General features: G+C 73.5%; 20 protein-coding genes and 1 riboswitch. Of the genes, 10 read left to right on the top strand and 10 right to left on the bottom strand.

Annotated elements, in window-relative coordinates; translation table 11 throughout:
* The first annotated feature begins 20 nt into the window (after positions 1–20).
* Positions 21–176, top strand: a riboswitch (FMN riboswitch).
* Between the two features lie 141 nt (positions 177–317).
* The 5 genes from LY625_RS08950 to thiL all read left to right on the top strand — a co-directional run bounded on the left by LY625_RS08950 (position 318) and on the right by thiL (position 4,103).
* On the top strand, positions 318–914 hold the full coding sequence (locus LY625_RS08950; protein ID WP_233739684.1) for a riboflavin synthase: 597 nt from the start codon (positions 318–320) through the stop codon (positions 912–914).
* Entirely contained in the window at positions 911–2,044 is a 1,134-nt protein-coding gene (gene ribB / locus LY625_RS08945; protein ID WP_233739683.1) for a 3,4-dihydroxy-2-butanone-4-phosphate synthase, read from the top strand. Before LY625_RS08950 ends, ribB begins: the two co-directional genes overlap by 4 nt.
* 37 nt (positions 2,045–2,081) lie before the next feature.
* A complete protein-coding gene (gene ribH, locus LY625_RS08940) occupies positions 2,082–2,567 on the top strand; it encodes a 6,7-dimethyl-8-ribityllumazine synthase (protein ID WP_233739682.1) in 486 nt (161 codons plus the stop codon).
* Positions 2,564–3,025 carry a transcription antitermination factor NusB gene (gene nusB / locus LY625_RS08935; protein WP_233739681.1) on the top strand — a complete coding sequence of 154 codons (462 nt, stop codon included), beginning with the start codon at positions 2,564–2,566 and terminating at the stop codon, positions 3,023–3,025. Before ribH ends, nusB begins: the two co-directional genes overlap by 4 nt.
* 67 nt (positions 3,026–3,092) lie before the next feature.
* Positions 3,093–4,103: a thiamine-phosphate kinase gene (gene thiL, locus LY625_RS08930; protein WP_233739680.1), complete on the top strand. Its 1,011-nt coding sequence runs from the start codon at positions 3,093–3,095 to the stop codon at positions 4,101–4,103.
* 10 nt (positions 4,104–4,113) lie between these two features.
* Here thiL and LY625_RS08925 read toward each other — a convergent pair whose 3' ends face one another.
* The 4 genes from LY625_RS08925 to LY625_RS08910 form a co-directional block, all read right to left on the bottom strand.
* A complete protein-coding gene (locus tag LY625_RS08925; RefSeq protein WP_233739679.1) occupies positions 4,114–4,707 on the bottom strand; it encodes a uracil-DNA glycosylase family protein in 594 nt (197 codons plus the stop codon).
* Between the two features lie 83 nt (positions 4,708–4,790).
* Positions 4,791–6,188, bottom strand: coding sequence for an FAD-linked oxidase C-terminal domain-containing protein (locus LY625_RS08920; protein ID WP_233739678.1), 1,398 nt, complete (start codon positions 6,186–6,188; stop codon positions 4,791–4,793).
* A gap of 17 nt (positions 6,189–6,205) precedes the next feature.
* Entirely contained in the window at positions 6,206–6,583 is a 378-nt protein-coding gene (locus tag LY625_RS08915) for a YraN family protein (protein ID WP_233739677.1), read from the bottom strand.
* A complete protein-coding gene (locus tag LY625_RS08910; protein WP_233739676.1) occupies positions 6,567–7,682 on the bottom strand; it encodes a penicillin-binding protein activator in 1,116 nt (371 codons plus the stop codon). Before LY625_RS08910 ends, LY625_RS08915 begins: the two co-directional genes overlap by 17 nt.
* 160 nt (positions 7,683–7,842) lie before the next feature.
* Between LY625_RS08910 and rsmI the strand changes: the two genes are divergently transcribed.
* Positions 7,843–8,664 carry a 16S rRNA (cytidine(1402)-2'-O)-methyltransferase gene (gene rsmI, locus LY625_RS08905; protein ID WP_233739675.1) on the top strand — a complete coding sequence of 274 codons (822 nt, stop codon included), beginning with the start codon at positions 7,843–7,845 and terminating at the stop codon, positions 8,662–8,664.
* A gap of 480 nt (positions 8,665–9,144) precedes the next feature.
* On the opposite strand, the gene LY625_RS08900 is transcribed toward rsmI, so the two are convergent.
* From LY625_RS08900 to LY625_RS08875, 6 genes are all read right to left on the bottom strand, one after another.
* Positions 9,145–10,446, bottom strand: a complete 1,302-nt coding sequence (locus LY625_RS08900) for a c-type cytochrome (protein WP_233739674.1) — start codon at positions 10,444–10,446, stop codon at positions 9,145–9,147.
* Positions 10,439–11,089 (bottom strand): cytochrome c oxidase assembly protein, encoded by a 651-nt coding sequence (locus LY625_RS08895; RefSeq protein ID WP_233739673.1) that lies wholly within the window; start codon positions 11,087–11,089, stop codon positions 10,439–10,441. The genes LY625_RS08900 and LY625_RS08895 overlap by 8 nt, the downstream gene beginning before the upstream one ends.
* 11 nt (positions 11,090–11,100) lie before the next feature.
* Positions 11,101–11,529 carry a hypothetical protein gene (locus LY625_RS08890; protein ID WP_233739672.1) on the bottom strand — a complete coding sequence of 143 codons (429 nt, stop codon included), beginning with the start codon at positions 11,527–11,529 and terminating at the stop codon, positions 11,101–11,103.
* 4 nt (positions 11,530–11,533) lie between these two features.
* Positions 11,534–14,050: a cytochrome c oxidase subunit I gene (gene ctaD / locus LY625_RS08885; protein WP_233739671.1), complete on the bottom strand. Its 2,517-nt coding sequence runs from the start codon at positions 14,048–14,050 to the stop codon at positions 11,534–11,536.
* Positions 14,047–15,003: a cytochrome c oxidase subunit II gene (gene coxB, locus LY625_RS08880; protein ID WP_233739670.1), complete on the bottom strand. Its 957-nt coding sequence runs from the start codon at positions 15,001–15,003 to the stop codon at positions 14,047–14,049. Before coxB ends, ctaD begins: the two co-directional genes overlap by 4 nt.
* 163 nt (positions 15,004–15,166) lie before the next feature.
* Positions 15,167–15,601, bottom strand: coding sequence for a DUF4124 domain-containing protein (locus LY625_RS08875; RefSeq protein ID WP_233739669.1), 435 nt, complete (start codon positions 15,599–15,601; stop codon positions 15,167–15,169).
* Positions 15,602–15,696: 95 nt separating this feature from the next.
* Between LY625_RS08875 and pssA the strand changes: the two genes are divergently transcribed.
* The 4 genes from pssA (at position 15,697) to ribF (ending at position 19,130) form a co-directional block, all read left to right on the top strand.
* Positions 15,697–16,482, top strand: coding sequence for a CDP-diacylglycerol--serine O-phosphatidyltransferase (pssA, locus tag LY625_RS08870; RefSeq protein WP_233739668.1), 786 nt, complete (start codon positions 15,697–15,699; stop codon positions 16,480–16,482).
* Positions 16,479–17,027, top strand: coding sequence for a hypothetical protein (locus LY625_RS13435; RefSeq protein ID WP_305067670.1), 549 nt, complete (start codon positions 16,479–16,481; stop codon positions 17,025–17,027). Before pssA ends, LY625_RS13435 begins: the two co-directional genes overlap by 4 nt.
* Positions 17,024–17,509 (top strand): ribosomal protein S18-alanine N-acetyltransferase, encoded by a 486-nt coding sequence (gene rimI / locus LY625_RS08860; protein ID WP_233739667.1) that lies wholly within the window; start codon positions 17,024–17,026, stop codon positions 17,507–17,509. Before LY625_RS13435 ends, rimI begins: the two co-directional genes overlap by 4 nt.
* Positions 17,510–18,113: 604 nt before the next feature.
* Entirely contained in the window at positions 18,114–19,130 is a 1,017-nt protein-coding gene (gene ribF / locus LY625_RS08855; protein WP_233739666.1) for a riboflavin biosynthesis protein RibF, read from the top strand.
* The last annotated feature ends 40 nt before the right edge of the window (positions 19,131–19,170 follow it).

The raw sequence follows: 19,170 nt of genomic DNA, 5'->3' as shown, positions 1-19,170 counted from the left end.
GCCGGCCCGTCCGGCACACACGACGTCTTCAGGGCGGGGTGCAATTCCCCACCGGCGGTAGGTCTGGGCGCACCCGTCCCGACGAGCCCGCGAGCGCTCCCGGCCCCGCCGGGAGGTCAGCAGATCCGGTCCGACTCCGGAGCCGACGGTCACAGTCCGGATGAAAGAAGACGGCCCGCGCACCTGCTGCGGCAGCCTGCGCGTGCCCCTTGCCTTGGGGCGTTTTTCGCTGGCTCTGATCGCGGGAAACGTTTCATGACCCACCACTTCGCACCACCGTGCCCGACCGGCCAGCGCTGCCGGCAGGGGGCGGTCTGATGTTCACCGGCATCATCGAGGGCGTCGGCCGGCTGGCCGTGCGCGAGCCGCGCGGCGGCGATGTCCGCCTGCGCCTGGAAACCGGCAGCCTGCCCTTCACCGGCGTCCGGATGGGCGAGAGCATCGCGGTCAACGGCGTCTGCCTGACCGTGGTCGGCCACGGGCCGGACTGGTTCGACGCCGACGCCTCCAACGAGACCCTCGCCCTGACCACCCTCGGGCGCCTGCAGGCCGGCGCGCCGGTCAACCTGGAACGGGCCATGCGCCCCGACGACCGGCTCGGCGGCCACCTGGTCAGCGGCCACGTCGACGGCCTGGGGGCGGTCGAATCGGTCACCCCCGACGCCCGTGCCCAGCGCTGGCGCTTCAGTGCGCCGGCGGCGCTGCTGCGCTACATCGCCCGCAAGGGCTCGATCTGCGTCGACGGGGTCAGCCTGACCGTCAACGCCGTGGACGAGGGCGGCTTCGAGGTCGCCCTGGTGCCGCACACCGTCGCCCACACCGCCTTCGCGTCGACCCGCCCGGGCGACGCCGTCAACCTGGAAATCGACCTGGTCGCCCGCTACGTCGAGCGCCTGCTGGGAGAACGCACATGAGCTTCGCCACTGTCCCCGAACTGATCGAGGAGATCCGCGCCGGCCGCATGGTCGTGATCGTCGACGACGAGGACCGCGAGAACGAGGGAGACCTGATCATGGCCGCCGAGCTGGTCCGCCCCTCGGACATCAACTTCATGGTCACCCACGCCCGCGGCCTGGTCTGCCTGTCGCTGACCCGCGAGCGGGTCAACCAGCTCGGCCTGCCGCCGATGGTCCGCGACAACACCTCCCCGCACCACACCAACTTCACCGTCAGCATCGAGGCCGCCGAAGGGGTGACCACCGGCATCAGCGCCTACGACCGCGCCCACACCGTGCGCACCGCGGTGCGTCCGGATGCCTCGCCGGCCGACGTGGTCCAGCCCGGGCACATCTTCCCGCTGCAGGCGCAGCCGGGCGGGGTGCTCAACCGCGCCGGCCACACCGAGGCCGCGGTCGACCTGGCGCTGCTGGCCGGGCTGGAGCCGGCCGGCGTGCTGGTGGAGGTGCTGAACCCCGACGGCACCATGGCCCGGCGCCCGGAACTGGAGGCGTTCGCCGCCGAGCACGGGCTGAAGATCGGCTCGATCGAGCAGCTGATCCGCTATCGGCTGGAGACCGAGCACACCGTCGAGCGCATCGACGAGCGCGACATCGACACCGACCACGGCCCGTTCCGGCTGGTCACCTACCGCGACCGCCTGCGCCACGGGCTGCACTTCGCCCTGCTGCGCGGCGAACCCGACGCCGCCACCCCGAGCCTGGTCCGGGTGCACGTGCACAACCCGCTGGCCGATGCGCTGCACTGGCGGCGGGCGGACTTCGGCCCGGCGGTGGGCGACGTGCTGGGCGCGATCGCCGCCGAGGGCCGCGGCGCGCTGGTGCTGCTGGCCGACCACGCCGATGCCGACGCGCTGCTGGCGCGGATCCGGCGCGATCCGTCCGAAGCCGAGGCCCCCGCACCCGAACTCAGCCCGGGCGCCGGCCAGGGCCTGACCGAGTGGCGGCGCAACGGTGCCGGCAGCCAGATCCTCGCCGACCTGGGGCTGGGCAGGCTCAGGGTGCTGGGCACCCCGCGCAAGCAGGTGGGCCTGGCCGGCTTCGGGCTGGAAGTCGTCGAGTACGTCGACGCCGTGCCCGCACGTTAAACTGGACGCTTTCCCCGCACCGACACCGACCGAGCCCATGGCCCATCTTGAAGGCGATCTGCGCAGCCCGCCGCAGGCGCGTTACGCGATCATCGCCAGCCGCTGGAACCCGCGCATCACCGACACCCTGGTGGCCGGCGCGCGGCAGACCTTCGCCGACCACGGCATCGACGGGTCGGCGGTCGACGTGGTCCGCGTGCCCGGCGCCTGGGAGATCCCGGTCGCCGCGCGCGCGCTGGCGGTGGCCGGCGCCCACGCCGCGATCGTCGCCCTGGGCTGCGTTGTCCGCGGCGACACCCGCCATTACGAGCAGGTCGCCGACGGCTGCGCGGAGGGCCTGATGCGCGTCGCCCTCGACCACGGCATGCCGGTGATGAACGGCGTGCTGGCGGTCGAGCGCCACCAGGACGCCGAGGCCCGCGCCGGCGGCAGCCACGGCAACAAGGGCGAGGAGGCCGCGCTGGCGGCGATCGAGATGGCCAACCTGCTCGCGCAGGACGCCTTCCGGGGAGCACGCGCATGAACCGCAAGCGCAACGACGGCATCGACCCGGTCACCCGCTCGCGTGCCCGCAAGCGCGCCCTGCAGGCGCTCTACGCCTGGGCGATGTCCGGCGGCAGCGCCCGCGAGGTCATCACCCAGTTCGCCCACGAGCAGGCCCGCGAGATCGCCGACCTGGCCTATTTCGAGGACCTGGTGAGCGGCGTGATCACCCACCACCGGGGGCTCGACACCGGGCTGGAGCCATTCCTCGACCGCGAGATCGCCCAGGTCGATGCCGTGGAACTGGCCGCCCTGCGCATCGCCGCCTACGAACTGGTCCACCGTCCGGACGTGCCCTACCGGGTGGTGATCAACGAGGCGATCGAGGGCGTCAAGCGCTTCGGTGCCGAGCACGGCCACACCTACGTCAACGGCGTGCTCGACCGCGCCGCCGCCCAGTGGCGCCAGCCCGAAGTCGAAGCCGCGCGCCGGCGCTGAGCCGGCCGCCGGGCCGGCGGCGCGGACCTGCCGGCCGCCGCGGCCGGCCAACCACCGGAGCCAGGCCGTGGCCGAGTTCGACCTGATCGACCGCATCCGCAGCCGTGCCCCGGCCCGGGCCGACGTGGTGCTGGGCATCGGCGACGACGCCGCGGTGCTGCAGCTGCCTGCCGGGCGCCAGCTCGTGGTCTGCACCGACGCCCTCAACGCCGGCGTGCATTTCCCGCACGATACCGCCGCCACCGACATCGGCTGGAAAGCCCTGGCGGTGAACCTGTCGGACCTGGCCGCGATGGGCGCCGAGCCGGCCTGGTGCACGTTGTCGCTGTCGCTTCCGGATCCCGGCGAGGCATGGCTGGACGGCTTCCTGGACGGCTTCCTCGAACTCGCCGCCCTGCACCGCGTGTCACTGGTGGGCGGCGACACCACTTGCGGCCCGCTGGCGGTCGGCGTGACCGTGCACGGGTTCGTCGAACCCGGCCGCGCATTGCTGCGCAGCGGCGCCCGCCCCGGCGAGGACATCTGGGTCAGCGGCACCCTGGGTGATGCCGCCGGCGCGCTGGCCCTGCTCGGCCACGCCGACCTGGCACCCGCGGAAGAGGGCGCGGCACCCGCTCCGGGCGCCGCGGAAGGCGACCCCGCCGGGATCCTCGCCACCCTGCGCCCCAGGCTGGACCGGCCCACGCCACGCGTGGCACTCGGCCGAACCCTGCAGGGCACCGCCAGCGCCGCCCTGGACCTCTCCGACGGCCTGCTGGCCGACCTCGGCCACCTCTGCCGCGCCAGCGGGGTGGGCGCCGAAGTGGCCCTGGACGCGCTGCCCGCCTCCGAGGCACTGCACGCCGCCTTCGCCGCGCAACAGCGCCACCTCCTGCAGGCGACCGGCGGCGACGACTACGAACTGTGCTTCACCGCGCCCCCGGCGATGGCGGAGCGGATCGGGGCCGCGGGCAGCGCGGCCGGCGTCGCGCTCACCCGGATCGGCCGCACCATCCCCGGCTCGACCGCAACCGCGTTCACCGTCGACGGCCGGCAGTGGCAGCCACCACGCAGCGGGTACATGCATTTCGCCGGGTGACGGGTGGGCGTCACAGCAGCTCGCCCACCCGCGCCCGCAACCCCGGCAGCACCTCGCCCTCGAACCACGGGTTGGCCTTGAACCAGGCCACGTTGCGCGGGCTCGGGTGCGGCAGCGGAAGCAGGCCGGGCAGGAACTCGCGCCAGGCGCGCAGGTTCGCCGTCAGGCTGCCCTTGTGGCGATCGCCCAGGTAATAGCTCTGCGCGTACTGGCCGATCGCCAGCACCAGCCCGATGTCGGGCAGCAGTGGCAGCAGGCGCGGGTGCCAGGCCGCGCGGCACTCGCGGCGGGGCGGGGCGTCACCCGAGCCCGCCTTGCCGGGATAGCAGAAGCCCATCGGCACCAGCGCGACCTTCTGCGGGTCGTAGAAGGTGGCCTCGTCCATCTGCAGCCAGTCGCGCAGGCGGCGGCCGCTGGCGTCGTCCCAGGGCACGCCGCTCTCGTGCACCTTGCGCCCGGGTGCCTGGCCGGCCACCAGGATGCGTGCGCCGGTGCCGGCCTGCAGCACCGGCCGCGGCTCGTGGCCGAGCACGCCGGCGCAGAGGCGGCAGGCCTCGATCTGCCGCAACAAGCGGTCGAGCTCGCAACGGTTCGACCCGGCCATCGCCTATTTCCCCCCGCGCACGTAGGGCGCAATAGGCGGCACGCCGTATTGCGCCGGAACCTTCACGGTTGCGGCAAAGCCAATCACCGTGGTGGCAACAACTTGCCCGGGTTGAGGATCCCGTCCGGGTCGAACACCGCCTTGATCTGGCGCATCAGTTCCAGCGTCTGCGCGCCGACCGCCTGGGGCATGAAGTCGCGCTTGGCCAGGCCGATCCCGTGCTCGCCCGACAGCGTGCCGCCCAGTTCGACCGCCAGGGTGAACACCCGGCCCATGGCCTCGCGTGCGCGCGCCGACTGGTCGGCATCGGCCGGGTCGTACATCAGGTTGACGTGCAGGTTGCCGTTGCCGGCGTGGCCGAAGCAGACGATCGGCAGCCGGGCGCGGGCGGCGATGTGCTGCACGCCGTCGACCAGGTCGGGGATGCGCGAGACCGGCACCACCACGTCCTCGTTGATCTTGCCCGGCGCCAGCGTGCGCAGGGCGGGGGAGAGCGCCTTGCGCGCGGCCCACAGGCGGGCCCTGGCGGCCTCGTCGTCGGCGGCCTCCAGGCTGACCAGGCCGTCGCCCATGGCGGCGGCGCGCAGGGCGGCGAGGTCGGCCTCCAGGTGCTCCGCGGGGCCGTCGGCCTCGATCATCAGCAGCGCCCCGGCGTCGCCCGGCAGGTCGGCGCCGCCGATGTCGCGTGCCAGCCCGACCGCATGCGAGTCCATGAACTCCAGCATTGACGGGGTCACCGGCTGGGCCATCAGCCGTGCCACCGCGCGCGCCGCGCTGGACACGTCGCGGTAGACCGCGCGCAGGGCCCGCCGCGCCGGCGGCGTCGGGACCAGCCGCAAGGTCGCCTCGACGATCAGCCCCAGGGTGCCTTCGCTGCCGACCAGCAGCCGCTGCAGGTCGTAGCCGGTCGAACCCTTGGTGGTCGCGCTGCCGAGCCGGACCCGTTCGCCGGCCCCGGTCACCGCGGTGATCGCCAGCACGTTGTCGCGGCTGGCGCCGTACTTCACCGCCCGCGGCCCGCCGGCATTGCAGGCCAGGTTGCCGCCGATGGTGCTGAAGGCGGCGCTGGTCGGGTCCGGGGGCCAGAACAGGCCATGGCCGGCGAGCGCCTGCTGCAGGGCGCCGTTGAGCACCCCGGGCTGGACCACCGCGCAGCGGTCGCCGGGGCGGATGTCGACGATCCGGTCCATCCGCTCCAGCGACACCACCACGCCACCGGCCACCGGCACCGCGGCGCCGGTGGTGTTGGTGGCCCGGCCGCGCGGCACCACGGGCACCGCGGCGGCGCGGCAGGCGCGCACCAGTGCCTGCACCTGGGCCGCCTCGACCGGCAGGGCCACCGCGTCGGGCAGCGACTGCCGGCGTGAGTTGTCGTAGGAGTAGGCCAGCCGCTCGTCGGGGGCGGTCAGCCACGCGGCGCCCAGCAGCGCGCGCATTTCACGGTCGAGCGTGGCCGGCAGGCGGGTAGGGGTTTCAGCCATCGGACGGCGCGGCCGGCTCAGTCGTCCGCCCGGAAGGCATCGCGGATCCAGTTGAGCTCCGGTGCCGCCGGATCCCCGGCCGCTTCCACCACGTCGAAGCGGCAGGGCACGTCGGCGAAGCGCGGGTTGCGCTGCAGGAACAGCTGCGCGGCGCGCACCAGCCGGCGGCGCTTGCGCCGGTCGATCGATTCGGCCCCGCCACCGTAATCGTCGCGGCCGCGGTAACGGACCTCCACGAAGGCGAGCGTGTCGCCGTCGCGCATCACCAGGTCCAGCTCGCCCAGGCGGAAGTTCACGTTGGCCGCGACCGGCGCCAGGCCGTGCGCGAGCAGGTGGGCACGGGCCGCGGCCTCGACCGCGGCGCCGCGCGCGCGCCGGTCAATTGCGGCTGGCATCGGCCAGCGGCGCGACGTGGCCGCCGCGGAAGGTCGACCACGCCGGCGCGCGCTCGACGTTGCCGTCATCGCCCAGCGCCAGCAGCCCGGTGGCGCCGGACACGTGGGCGCCGGGCTGCCCGCCCAGCCGCTCCAGGTAGGCGGCCAGCAGCCAGGCGTCGTGGCCGAAGCCGAACAGGCGCGCCGCCCCGCCGCGCGCGGTCGGGACCAGCGCGGCGGCGCTCGCCGCCGAGGGCATGCCCGGCGCGTAGCCGCGGCTGGTCCACGGCTCGCTCGGGAAGGCGATGCCGTCGAGCACCGCGTCCACGCCGGCATCGCCGGTGCCGCTGGACAGCTGCGAAGTGGCGACCTTGGGCGCGCCGCCCAGGCCGGCCATCGACAGGCGCGGCACCACCTCGCGCGCCGCATCGCCGCGCAGGGCCAGGAACACCCCGTCGATCGCCCCCTGCTGCGCGAACGGCACGAAATCGGTCACCGCCGTGGTCACCACCGCGGCCACTTCGACTCCCGCGTCCGCCAGCCGGGCGCGCAGGGCCTCGGCCGAGCGCCGCTGGCTGTCGCTGTTGCCGATCACTGCCAGCACCCGGGTCGCGCCCTGCTGCAGCAGGCGGTCGGCGGCGGCGATGCCGGCATCCTCCGGCGACAGCGAAAAACTGACATTGCCGGGCGGCGGGGCAACGTCGCCCCGGTTCAGCGCCAACACCGGCACCGCCAGCGTGCCGCGGCGGAACAGACCGTCGACCCCTTCGCGCGACAGCGGGCCGACCACGAAATCGTGCCCTGCCGCGACCGCCTGGTCGTAGGCCGACAGCGCGCCGCCAACCGTGCCGTGGGTATCGAAGAAGGTCACCTCCGGCCGCCGGCGGTTTTCGCCGTGGTAGCCGGTCATGAAGCCGTCGCGCACCGGCGCGGCCGCGGCCGCCATCTCGCCGGACAGCGGCAGCAGCACCGCCAACCGCATCGGCGGGCGGTAACCGTCGCGCCCGGCCGGCGGGCGCTCGCCCATGTCGACCTCCCAGCCGCGAACCGGCTGCGTGCTGTCCTGCACCAGCCCCGGATCGGTCGACTGCACCGGGGTGACGCCCGTGCGCGTCGTCATGGTGCTGCAACCGGCCACCACCAGGCAGGCGGCGACCAGGGCGGGCCAACGTCGGCGGAACGGGAAACCAGGAGCGGAGGCGAACGTACTCATCGGCGGGCGCTTGCCGCGACGCGGCATTGGCGAAGGTGCGACCGATTCTACCGGCTACCATCGGCGGATGAACCCCGGCACCCTCCACGTCGTCGCCACCCCCATCGGCAACCTCGGCGACCTGTCCCCGCGCGCACTGGACGTGCTGGGCAAGGTCGACGCGATCTGCGCCGAGGACACCCGGCACACCCGCCAGCTGCTGTCACGGTTCGGACTGGAGCGCCCGCTGGTCGCCCTGCACGAGCACAACGAGGATGCCCACGCCGGCGGGCTGGTCGAACGGCTGCGCAGCGGCGAGTCGCTGGCACTGGTCTCCGACGCCGGCACCCCCCTGGTCAGCGACCCCGGCTACCGCCTGGTCCGCGCCGCCCGCCAGGCCGGCCTCCGCGTCTCCCCGGTCCCCGGCGCCAGCGCCGCGATCGCCGCCCTGAGCGTGGCCGGACTGGCCTCCGACCGCTTCGCGTTCGAAGGCTTCCTGCCGGCCAAGGCCGGCGCCCGCCGCGAACGCCTGCAGGCCCTGGCCGCCGAACCGCGCACCCTGGTGTTCTACGAATCCTCCCACCGCATCGTCGACTCGCTGGAAGCAATGGCCAGCGCCTTCGGCCCCGACCGCCCCGCGGTGGTCGCGCGCGAACTGACCAAGCTGTTCGAGACCGTCCTGGACGGCAGTCTCGGCGAACTGCGCCAACGCGTGGAAGCCGACCCGAACCAGCAGAAGGGCGAGTTCGTGGTGATCGTGGAAGGCGCCGGCGACGACGCCGACGCCCGCCTGGCGGAAGGCCTGCGCCTGTACCGCGTCCTGGGCGCGCACCTGCCGCCGTCCACCGCGGCGAAGCTCGCCGCGGAACTCAGCGGCGCCCCGCGCAAGGCGCTCTACGGGGCGGAGTAGTCCCGTCATCCCCGCGCACGCGGGGATCCATGGACGTTGGGGTTTTCGGGGTGGGCGCGTATTCCTTCGGGGCCTTCGCGGGGGAGCCGGCCGCCGTGGTGGGACGGGCCGCCCTCCTGACGGGCCTTCGGCCCTTTTTGAAGTCGGGCGGCCCGTCCCACCACGGCTGCCGGCTCCGGCGGGTGTCGATGGCTTCGGAGGCACGCCTTCCGGAGACGACACCGCCGCCATGGATCCCCGCGTGCGCGGGGATGACGGTGGAGGGGTGTTTGTGTGTGTGGTGATCTCCACCCACGTACCCACGTAGCCCGGGTAAGGCCGCAGGCCGCACCCGGGACTCCGTCCTGTCACCAGGCCCGCAGCACCCGCACACGGTGTCGTCTCCGAAGCCCACACCAAGCCCCCCCTCGCAGCAGCCGGCTCCCCCCGCGACCTCTCCGAAGCCTCCCCTCGCAACCTCCCCGAAACCCAACCCCAAGACTACGGCGGGTCCGGGTCCAGTGAGGCGTAGTACAGCGACAGGTCGTGGATGTCGGCCGGGTCCAGGGAGTGGGCGGCCAGGTGCATCAGGTGCTGGTAGCCGGAGCCGCCGCGGGAGTGGGACTGGAAGAGTTCGAGTTGCCGCGCCAGATAGCCGGGGTACTGGCCGGCGATGCGCGGGTAGCGGGGGTTGCGGTGGTCGCCGGCAGGGCCGTGGCATTCGATGCAGGCGGGGATGCGGCGGCGGGGGTCGCCGGTGTGGGCCAGTTCGCGGCCGCGGGCGAGGGCGTCGGGGGTGGCGGCCGGGGACGCGGCGGGCGGTCCGGCCGGCTGGCGGGCGAAGTGCCGGGCGAGGGCGCGCAGGTCGTGGCCGTCCAGGCCGCGGACCGCCGGTTCCATGATGCCGCTGTGGCGGTCGCCGCCGGCGAAGGCCTGCAGGCTGGCGAGCAGGTAGGCCTCGCTCTGGCCGTCGAGGCGGGGGAAGGCACCATTGGGGTCTCCGCGCCCGTCGACGCCGTGGCAGCGGGCGCAGCCGGCGAGGATGTCGGGCGCGGGTCCGGCGGCATCCGCGCGTTCCCCTGGGGAATCCCCCGGTCCGGCGGCACCCGCGCGCGCCGCCGCGGACGCCGCGGGTCCGGGGACGGCGGCCGGGGCGGCAAGTTCGCCCATCGGCTGGGGCTGCACGTCGCGCTCCACGGTTCCGGTCAGGACGGCGAATTCCTGCGGCGACATCCCGGGCATGCGCTGCAGGAACTCGACCATCGCCCAGATTTCGTCGTCGCGGCGCTCGCCGGGCCAGGCGGGCATGGCGGTGTACTTCACGCCGTGGCGGACGATGTGGAACAGCTCGCGGGCGTCCCACTTGTCCAGGGTGTCCGGCAGCCAGGGCGGCTCGGGGGTCATGTGCAGGACGATCCGCGAGCGGGGGTGGCCGGGGCCGCCGTGGCAGGCCAGGCAGCCGGTGGCATAGTGGCCGGCGGCCTGGCGGGCCTGGGCGTCGGGCGGGGTCAGGCGGTCGGCGGCGCCGTTGCCGTCGGGGGCGGTCACCGACAGGGCGCGCACGCGGGTGGCGCGGGTCATCGCCCAGTGCAGCAGGACCCGGGTCACCGGCCAGTGGCCGGCGCTGGCGTTGACCGGGGCCAGGCCGGCGGCGACCCCCAGCAGTGCGGCCAGGCCCACCACCGCCAGTACCAGGGCGGCGGTGTACAGCCCGCGCGGCCACTGCAGCAGGTGGCGGGCGGCGGCCAGCAGCTCGCGCCACTGGCGGCGCAACCAGGTGGAGGCTCGTGGCTGCTCAGGCATCGGCCACCACCCCCTCGTCGGGCCGCCCGTCCGGACGCCGCAGCAGGCCGGCCAGCAGCACCAGCGCGCCGGCCAGGTAGGCCACGCCGCCGAACACCAGCATCAACACGCCGCCCAGTTGCTGGTCGCCGAGGGCACTCAGGCCGAAGGCGGCTTCGCCGTGGTGGCCGTACAGCGGCCGGTCGGCAACCGCCAGCAGCACCCCCAGCAGGGTCATGTGCATCGAGGTCATGAGCAGCGCGGCGATGCCGGCGCCGGCGCGGTCGTGGCGCCGGGCGTGTCCGCCGCCGAAGGCCGCCAGCCACACCAGGAGGCCGACGGCGAGGAAGCTGCCCTGCTCGAGCAGCAGCATGCCGGGGGTGTGCCGCGCGGCGTGGTGCAGCGCCGGTGCATGCCAGCCCCAGACCACCACGAACTCCAGCGCCGAGGCCGGCAGGGCCGGGAACAGCCAAGGGCGGCGGGCCACCGGATCCCAGCGTCCGCGTGCGAGCCCGGCGGCGACCAGCGGCGCCGCCACCGCGACCACCGCCATGTGCATCAGCATGTGGCTGGCGAAGGAATGCGCTGCCAGTCGCGGCAGCGGGCCCAGCCAGGTGGCGGCCAGGACCGCCAGCCCGGCCACCAGGCACGCTTGCCGTGGCACCGCCCGCGCCATCAGCGGCAGGTCCCGAGCACGGCGATCGCCATCGCCGAATACACCACCGCGACAAAGCTCAGCCCGCACAGCAGCAGGCTGGCAAAGCCGAGGAAACGGTGGCGGTCGCCGGGCGTGTCGTCATCGTGCGGCAGTCCGGCCGAGCCCCACCGGTGCCGGCGCAGGCTGCGCCAGCCGAAGGCGGCGATGAACCCCAGGGCGATGGCGGTGTACACCCACAGCGCCGTGCGGGCACTGCCGAGTGGGGCCCACGGCCCGGCGGCCCGGGCGCAGAACACCGCCGCGGTGACGTAGGACACGAGGAAGTGCAGGGCCCACGCGCTCGGGCCGGCGACCAGCTGCCACAGGCTGTCGCGGCGTTCGGGCAGCTGGCCGCTGCCGGTGGTGGCCGGGGCGGTGGAGGAGTCGGGGCGCGATGGCGTGGTCATGGCGTCAGGCGACCTGCGGGAACCCGGCGATCGTGGCGACCGTCACCAGCGCGGTGATGGCGACGAAGTGCCAGTACAGGGTGGCGTTGCGGATGTCGATGTCGTGTTCCGCGTCCATGTGTCCGCGGGCGCGGCGGGCCAGGCAGTACAGCTGCATCAGCACGCCGACCAGCACATGCAGCACGGTCCAGCCGGCCAGCAGCCAGACGATCGCCGGGTAGACGTGCGCGGTCGGATCCATGCCGTGCAGGCGCGGCCCGGCCACCAGGGCCGCGGCGCCGGCCACGCCCAGGGCCGCGGCGGTCCCCGCCGCCAGGTACAAACCCAGGCCGGAGCGGCGGCGGTTGAGCCGGACCGCCAGCATCGTCAGCACCCAGGACGCCAGCAGCAGGCCCAGCGCCAGCACCGGCCAGGCCACCCCGGGCCCGGCATCGCGCGGCGGAAAGCCCTCGTGCACGGTCCAGAAGAAGTAGTAGCCGAACACCAGGCTGGCGAAGGCCGCCATGTCGCCGATCATGGTGATGAACAGCCCCCACCAGCCGGCCGACTTCGGACCCGAGACGTACAGCGGCAGCCGCACGCCCATGCCGACGTCCTTGGACGGCTTCTCCGGGCGCAACGCGGTACCGGTCCACAGCCACCACAGGATCGCCGCCACCGCCAGCACGCCGCCCAGTGCGGCCCAGCGGTACAGCCCGAACACCGGCAGGATGAACGCCGCGCCGGTGAACACCGCCGCCAGCAGCGTCTTGTAGCTCGGCCCGGGCATGCGCATGCACTGCTCCGGGGTGGCATCGACCGGGGAGGTGACCAGGGTCTCGCGGCGGGTCTCGGCGGCATCGGCGAGGAAGAACCGGCCGCTGTCGACGTCGTCCATCAGGTCCGGCTGCTGCCACAGCGGATAGCGGCTGGTGATCTGCGGGATCGAGCGCACCGCCCAGGGCTTGGCCGGCATCTGCCCCAGCCACTCCAGGGTGCCCGCGCGCCACGGGTCGCGGGGGGACAGCTCGCGCCGGCGCACCAGCCACACCGCGTCCACCAGCACCAGCAGGAAGCCGGCCGCGAGCACGAACGCGCCGATCGTGGAAAGGAGATTGGGCAGCTCCAGCCCGTACCCGCCTGGGTAGGTGAACACCCGCCGCGGCATGCCCGCCAGGCCGGCGATGTGCATCGGCATGAAGGCCACGTTGAAGCCGGCGAACATCAGCCAGAACGCCCACTTGCCCAGCCGGTCCGACAGCTTTCGCCCCACCGCCAGCGGGTAGAAGTAATAGGCACCGGCGACCACCGGGAACAGCATCCCGCCGATCAGCACGTAATGCAGGTGGGCGACGATGAAGTAGGTGTCGTGGACCTGGAAGTCGAACGGCGCGACCGCGACCATCACCCCGGTCAGCCCGCCGAGCACGAAGATCGCCAGCGCGCCGAGCACGAACAGCATCGGCACCGAGCGCACCAGCCGCCCGGCGAGCACCGTTCCCAGCAGCACGAAGATCTGCACCCCGGTGGGCAGCGCGACCGCCTCGGAGGCGGCCGAGAAGAACGCCAGCGAGATGTTCGGCAGCCCGGTGGTGAACATGTGGTGCACCCACAGCCCGAAGCTGAGGAACCCGGTGCCCACCGCCGCCAGCACGATCCAGCTGTAGCCGATGACCGGCCGGCGGGCGAAGGTCGGGACGATCATCGCCGCCAGCGCGACCGAGGGCAGGAACACGATGTAGACCTCCGGGTGGCCGAAGATCCAGAACAGGTGCTGCCACAGCATCGGGTCGCCGCCGCGGGCCGGGTCGAAGAACGGCCAGTCGAGCGCGCGCTGCAGCTCGAACATGATGTCCCCGGCGATCAGCGGCGGGAACGCGAACAGGATCATCACCGCCACCACCAGGATGTACCAGGCGTACAGCGGCATCAGGTTGACCTGCATGCCCGGCGCGCGGGTCTTGAGCACCCCGGTGATCAGCTCGACCGCCGCGGCGATCGAGGCGACCTCGATGAAGCTCAGCCCCAGCAGCCAGATGTCGGCGCCGATGCCGGGCTGGTAGGCGGTGGTCAGCGGCGGGTACATGAACCAGCCGCCCTGCGGCGCGGCGCCGAAGAAGATCGACCCGCACACGAACAGCCCGCCGATCACGAAGCACCAGAAACCGTACGCCGACAGCCGCGGGAACGGCAGGTCGCGGGCTCCGAGCATCTGCGGCAGCACCAGGATCGCGAAGGCCTCGAAGATCGGCACCGCGAACAGGAACATCATCGCCGAGCCGTGCAGGCTGAACATCTGGTTGTAGGTTTCGGCGGCGAACAGCGCGTTGTCCGGGGCCGCCAGTTGCAGCCGCATCAGCAGGGCCAGCGCGCCGGCGAAGAAGAAGAAGATGAACGCGGTGGCGATGTACCACAGCCCGACGTTGCTGTTGTTCACCGACGACCAGTAGCGCCAGCCGGTCGGGGTGCGCCAGGCCTCCTCCAGGCGGTCGATCTGCGCCTGCTCGTCCGCCGAGCGGACCTCGTGGCCCGGTACGCTCATTCCAGTCCCTCCAGGTAGGCGGCGATGGCCTCGACCTCGTCGGCGGCGAGCATGTGGAAGGCCGGCATCAGCACCCCCGGCTTGGATGCGTGGGCATCGGCGATCCAGCCGCGCAGCGCCTCGCGGTCATTGGGCAGGATGCCCGCGCCGAGCGAGAGCCGGCTGCCGATGTGGGTCAGGTCCGGGCCGACTCCGCCGGCCGCGCCGGTGCCGCGTACCGCGTGGCAGGCGCCGCAGCCGTGGTCGCGGAAGGCCGCTTGGCCATGGCGCGCGAGTGCACCGTCCGGTGGCCGGGCGGGAGCGGCCTGGCGGTCCAGCCAGCCGTCGAAGGCATCGGGTTCCATCACCACCGCCTTGAACCGCATCAGCGCGTGGGCGGTGCCGCAGTATTCGGCGCAGATGCCCTCGAACACGCCTTCGCGGGTGGGTTCGAGCACCAGGGTGCTGGTGCGGCCCGGGGTCATGTCCAGCTTGCCGGCCAGCGCCGGCACCCAGAACGAATGGATCACGTCGGGGCTGGACAGGCGCAGCTCGGTACGCTCGCCGCGCGGCAGCCGGACCTCGTTGGCGGCGGTGACCGGCGGGCGGCCTTCGCGCAGGTAGCGCACCCGCCACCACCACTGCTCGCCGGACACCTCCACCACCACCCGGCGCTGCTGCGGCGGTTCGCGCAGGCCGGGCATCATCAGCAGGCCGTGGTACAGCAGGGTCCCGAGCACCACGGTGGGCACCAGCACCCCGCCGACGAGGACCAGCCGGCGCGCGCTGCGGGGGGGATGCGGTGCGGCCCGCCTGCGCGTGGCGTGCAGCGCGAGCGCCATCACCGCCAGCCAGACCACGGCGGCGCCGGCAAACATCACCCACGACAGCCGGGCGATCTCCTGCGCGCCGGTGCCGGCGGGGGCGAGCGTGGACTGGGTGTCGTTGCAGCCCGCCAGCAGCAGCGCGAACACGGCCGTCCTGCGGTGATGCACTGGCGGCTCCCCTTGCTCCGATCCCGGAGGAGGGTGGCAGCGCAGCCGCAAGGCCCCGTGAAGCCGTATCTGGAACCCGGTATGTATCCGTAGCCCGGGCAAGGCCGCAGGCCGCACCCGGGCCGCGATCCGGCCCCCGGACTCAGCCCCCGCTTGCCCCGGCCCCGCCGCAATGGACCCGGATCGACGCCTCGGCCAGTTGCAGCTGCGCCTGGCGCTGGGCGGCGTCGAGCTCGGAATCCGGGATGCCGTCACCGTCGGTGTCCTCGCCCACCGGACCGTCGCTGCGCAACAGGTTCAGGTTGCTCCTGGCGGTCAGGCAGGCCTCGCTCTCGGCGGGCGCATCCGCGGGCTCGGCCGCGGCGGCCCGGCCGGCGGTACCGGCGTGGCTGATCTGCCGCACGCTGTGGTCGGAACCGGCCGGCGGCGGGGTGTCGGAGTAATGGGTGACGCCCTGGGCGTCCTTCCATTGGTACACCTCCGAGGCGAGCGCAGGCGTGGCCAGCAGGCCGGCGGCGAGCAGGGCGGCGGCGAGCAGGGCGGCGAGGGTCAGGCGTGAACCGGTCTGGAGGGGCATGGGGCGGCGTTCCGTTGCGGCAGATGGAAGGGTGGTGCAGTCCATCGCCGATTGCAGCACCGCGCGGGGCCGCAGGCAAGCGCTAAACTGCCGAAATGGAACCCGAACCCCCGTCCCGGCCCCCGGCGCGCCATCGCGGCCGCGGCATCTACCTGCTGCCCAACCTGTTCACCACCGGTGGGCTGTTCGCCGGCTTCTACGCGATCATCGCCGCCACCCAGGGCATCTACGACAACGCCTGCATCGCGATCTTCGTGGCCGCGGTGCTCGACGGCCTGGATGGCCGCGTGGCCCGGCTGACCAATACCCAGAGCGAGTTCGGCGTGCAGTACGACTCGCTGGCCGACCTGATCAGCTTCGGCCTGGCGCCGGCACTGGTGATGTACCACTGGTCGCTGGCCTCGATGGCGCTGGACGGCGTCACCCTGCGCAAGGTCGGCTGGGCCGCCGCCTTCCTCTACGCCGCCTGCGCCGCGCTGCGGCTGGCGCGCTTCAACTCGCAGGTCGCCCAGGTCGACAAGCGCTGGTTCATCGGCCTGGCCAGCCCGGCCGCCGCCGGGCTGGTGGCCAGTTTCGTGTGGACCTTCTTCGACCGCGGCTTCGTCGGCGGCGAGCTGCGCTACGCCGCGCTGGCGGTGACGGTGCTGGCGGCGCTGATGATGGTCAGCCCGATCCGCTACTTCAGCTTCAAGGGCGGCGGCCCGCGCAGCGACCGGATGCCGTTCCTGATGGGCGTGGTGATGCTGGTGGTGGCGGTGGCCCTGGCGGTCGACCCGCCGTTCGTGCTGCTGGTGGCCGGAGTGCTCTATGCCCTGTCCGGCCCGCTGGTCGCCGCGTGGCGGCGCCTGCGCCCGGCCCCGGCCCCGGAGGGCACCCCGTGAGCGGCTGGAGCGCGCAACAGGCCCAGTGGCTGGGCGCGCTCGGCTACCGCGTGCTGGTGCGCCGCGAGGCCACCTGGCCGGCAGCCGCCGCACGCGGGGCCGCCGGGCCATCGCCCGCCGCGGGACCGCGCGCTGTCCCCGGAGCGACAGCGGCACCCATGGCCGACCCCGCGCCGGCAGCACCGCGCGTCGCCGCCCCGGACGCGCCGCCGCATGCGCCAGCCGCGCCGCGCACCCCGCCGCCGCGACCCAGGCTCGAACCGGTAGCGGAAGCGATACCGGCGCCCACCACCCCGGCGCCGCGCGTCGACGCGTCCGCCAAGCTGGTGGCGCTGGCCCAGGCGCGGCGCGAACGCGCCTTCACCCACCCGCGTTACGCCGGGTTGCTCGAGCAGGTGATGCGCGCCGCCGGCCTGGAGGGCGACGCCGGCCGCGAGCGCCTCCGCAGCCTGGAGGTCGACCTGCCCGCGCTGCATGGCGACCCCGCCGCAAAACGCGCCCTGTGGCCCCTGCTGCGCGGCCTGCGCCGCAACTCCCGGCAATGAGCGCGGCGCGCCCGGCCCCGCCCACGGCGCCGGCGACCGGACGCCTGCGCCCGATGCGCGAGGCCGACCTCAACGCGGTCCATGCCCTGGAGGTCCGCGCCTACGACTTCCCCTGGAGCCTGGGCACCTTCCGCGACTGCCTGCGCGCGAACTACGCCTGCTGGGTGCTGCAGCACGGCGAGCACCTGATCGGCTACTTCCTGCTGTCGGTCGCCGCCGGCGAGGCGCACGTGCTCAACATCTGCGTCGACCCGAAACTGCAGGGCCAGGGACTGGGGCGGACGATGATGGGCAACCTGCTCAAACTCGCCCGGCAGTACCGGGCGGAGCGGGTGTTCCTGGAGGTGCGCCCGAGCAATCCGGCGGCGGTCCACCTGTACGAGTCGCTGGGCTTCAACGAGATCGGCCGCCGGCCGCGCTACTACCCCTCGCGCGATGGGCGCGAGGATGCGCTGGTGATGGCAATGGAGCTGCTGGACTGACCGTCATCCCCGCGCACGCGGGGATCCATGGGCGTTGGGACTTCGGAGAGGTCGCGGGGGGAGCCGGCTGCTGCGAGGGGGGTGCTCCGCGCTCCTGACGGCATCCATGCCTTTAAGTCGCGGCGTGGGCCATCCATGGCCCACTCTCCGCACCCCCCTCGCAGCATCCGTCTCCCGCCACAACGCTGCTCCTGCGGGGGCTGGGTGTGGGCTTCGGGGCCGACGCCGTGGGCGGCTGGTGCGGGCCTGGCGACAGGACGGAGGTCCCGCGCGCGGCCTGCGGCCTTACCCGGGCTGCGTGGGTGGAGATCACCACACACACAAACACCCCTCCACCGTCATCCCCGCGCACGCGGGGATCCATGGCCACGGTGTCGTCTCCGGAAGGCGTGCCTCCGAAACCCGCACCACCGTGAGGAGCCGGCTGTCGTGGGGGACAGGCCGCCCGACTTCAAAAAGGGCCGAAGGCCCGTCAGGAGGGCGGCCTGTCCCCCACGGCGGCCGGCTCCCCCGCGAAGGCTCCGAAGGAATACGCGCCCACCCGGAAAAGCCAAAGTCAATGGATCCCCGCGTGCGCGGGGATGACGGCCTATAATCGGCGCGGATGAACAGGCTGTTTCGCGACGTCGGCGGCGGGCCACGGTGCCCGCACGGTAGCGTGGTCTGCATCGGCGCGTTCGATGGCCTGCACCTGGGGCATCAGGCCCTGGTGCGCCACGCGGTTTCGCGTGCCCGCGCGCTGGACCTGCCGGCGCTCGCCCTGAGCTTCGAACCGTTGCCGCGCGAGCTGTTCGCCCGTGGCGCCCCGCCGCCGCGCCTGCTCGGGCCGCGGGCCAAAGTGCTGGGGCTGTGCGGGCTGGGGGCCGACCGGGTCGGGTTGCTGCGCTTCCGCAAGGCGATGGCCGCGCTGGATGCCGGGGAATTCGTCGAACGGATCCTGGTCGAGCACCTGCGTGTCCGCGAGGTCTGGACCGGGCCCGGTTTCGGCTTCGGCAAGGGGCGCGGGGGCAACCTGGAACTGCTGCAGCGCATGGGCCGCGAGCTCGGGGCGGCGGGGCAGGGCTTCACCGCCGGGGAGATCGATACCGTCACCCTGGAAGGCGAGCGCATCTCCGCGACCCGCATCCGCGAGCTGCTCCAGGCCGGCGAATTCGGGCATGCCGCGCGCCTGCTGGGTCGTCCGTACAGCATCAGTGGCAAGGTGGTGCATGGGGCGCGGCTGGGGCGGACGCTGGGGTATCCGACCGCCAATCTGCGGCTGCATGGGCGGGCGCCGCTGTCGGGGATCTTTGCCACGCGGGTGCATGGAATCGACGGGTCCCGGGTGCGCTGCGCTTACCCGGGTTACGGGGGCGGGAGCGGAGACGGGCAGGCGGGATGGCCTTCGGTTGCCAGCCTGGGGACGCGGCCCACGGTCGACGGGGGGGAGCCGTTGCTGGAAGTGCACCTGTTCGATTTCGATGGCGACCTGTACGGTCGCAGGATCGAGGTCGAGTTCGTCGGCAAGCTGCGCGACGAGGTCCGTTTCGACAGCCTTCCCGCCCTGGTCGAGCAGATGCACGACGATTCCGCCCGGGCGCGCGCCCTCCTTTCGCAACAGCCAAACCGAGTTCCCGCGTGAGCGACAAGAAAGACAACCCCTACAAGGACACGCTGCACCT

It is taken from the genome of Lysobacter sp. GX 14042 (genome assembly GCF_021390425.1).
GTDB lineage: Bacteria > Pseudomonadota > Gammaproteobacteria > Xanthomonadales > Xanthomonadaceae > Novilysobacter.
The sequence above is the reverse complement of the archived record's forward strand: the minus strand, read 5'-3'. Positions and strand labels throughout refer to the sequence as shown.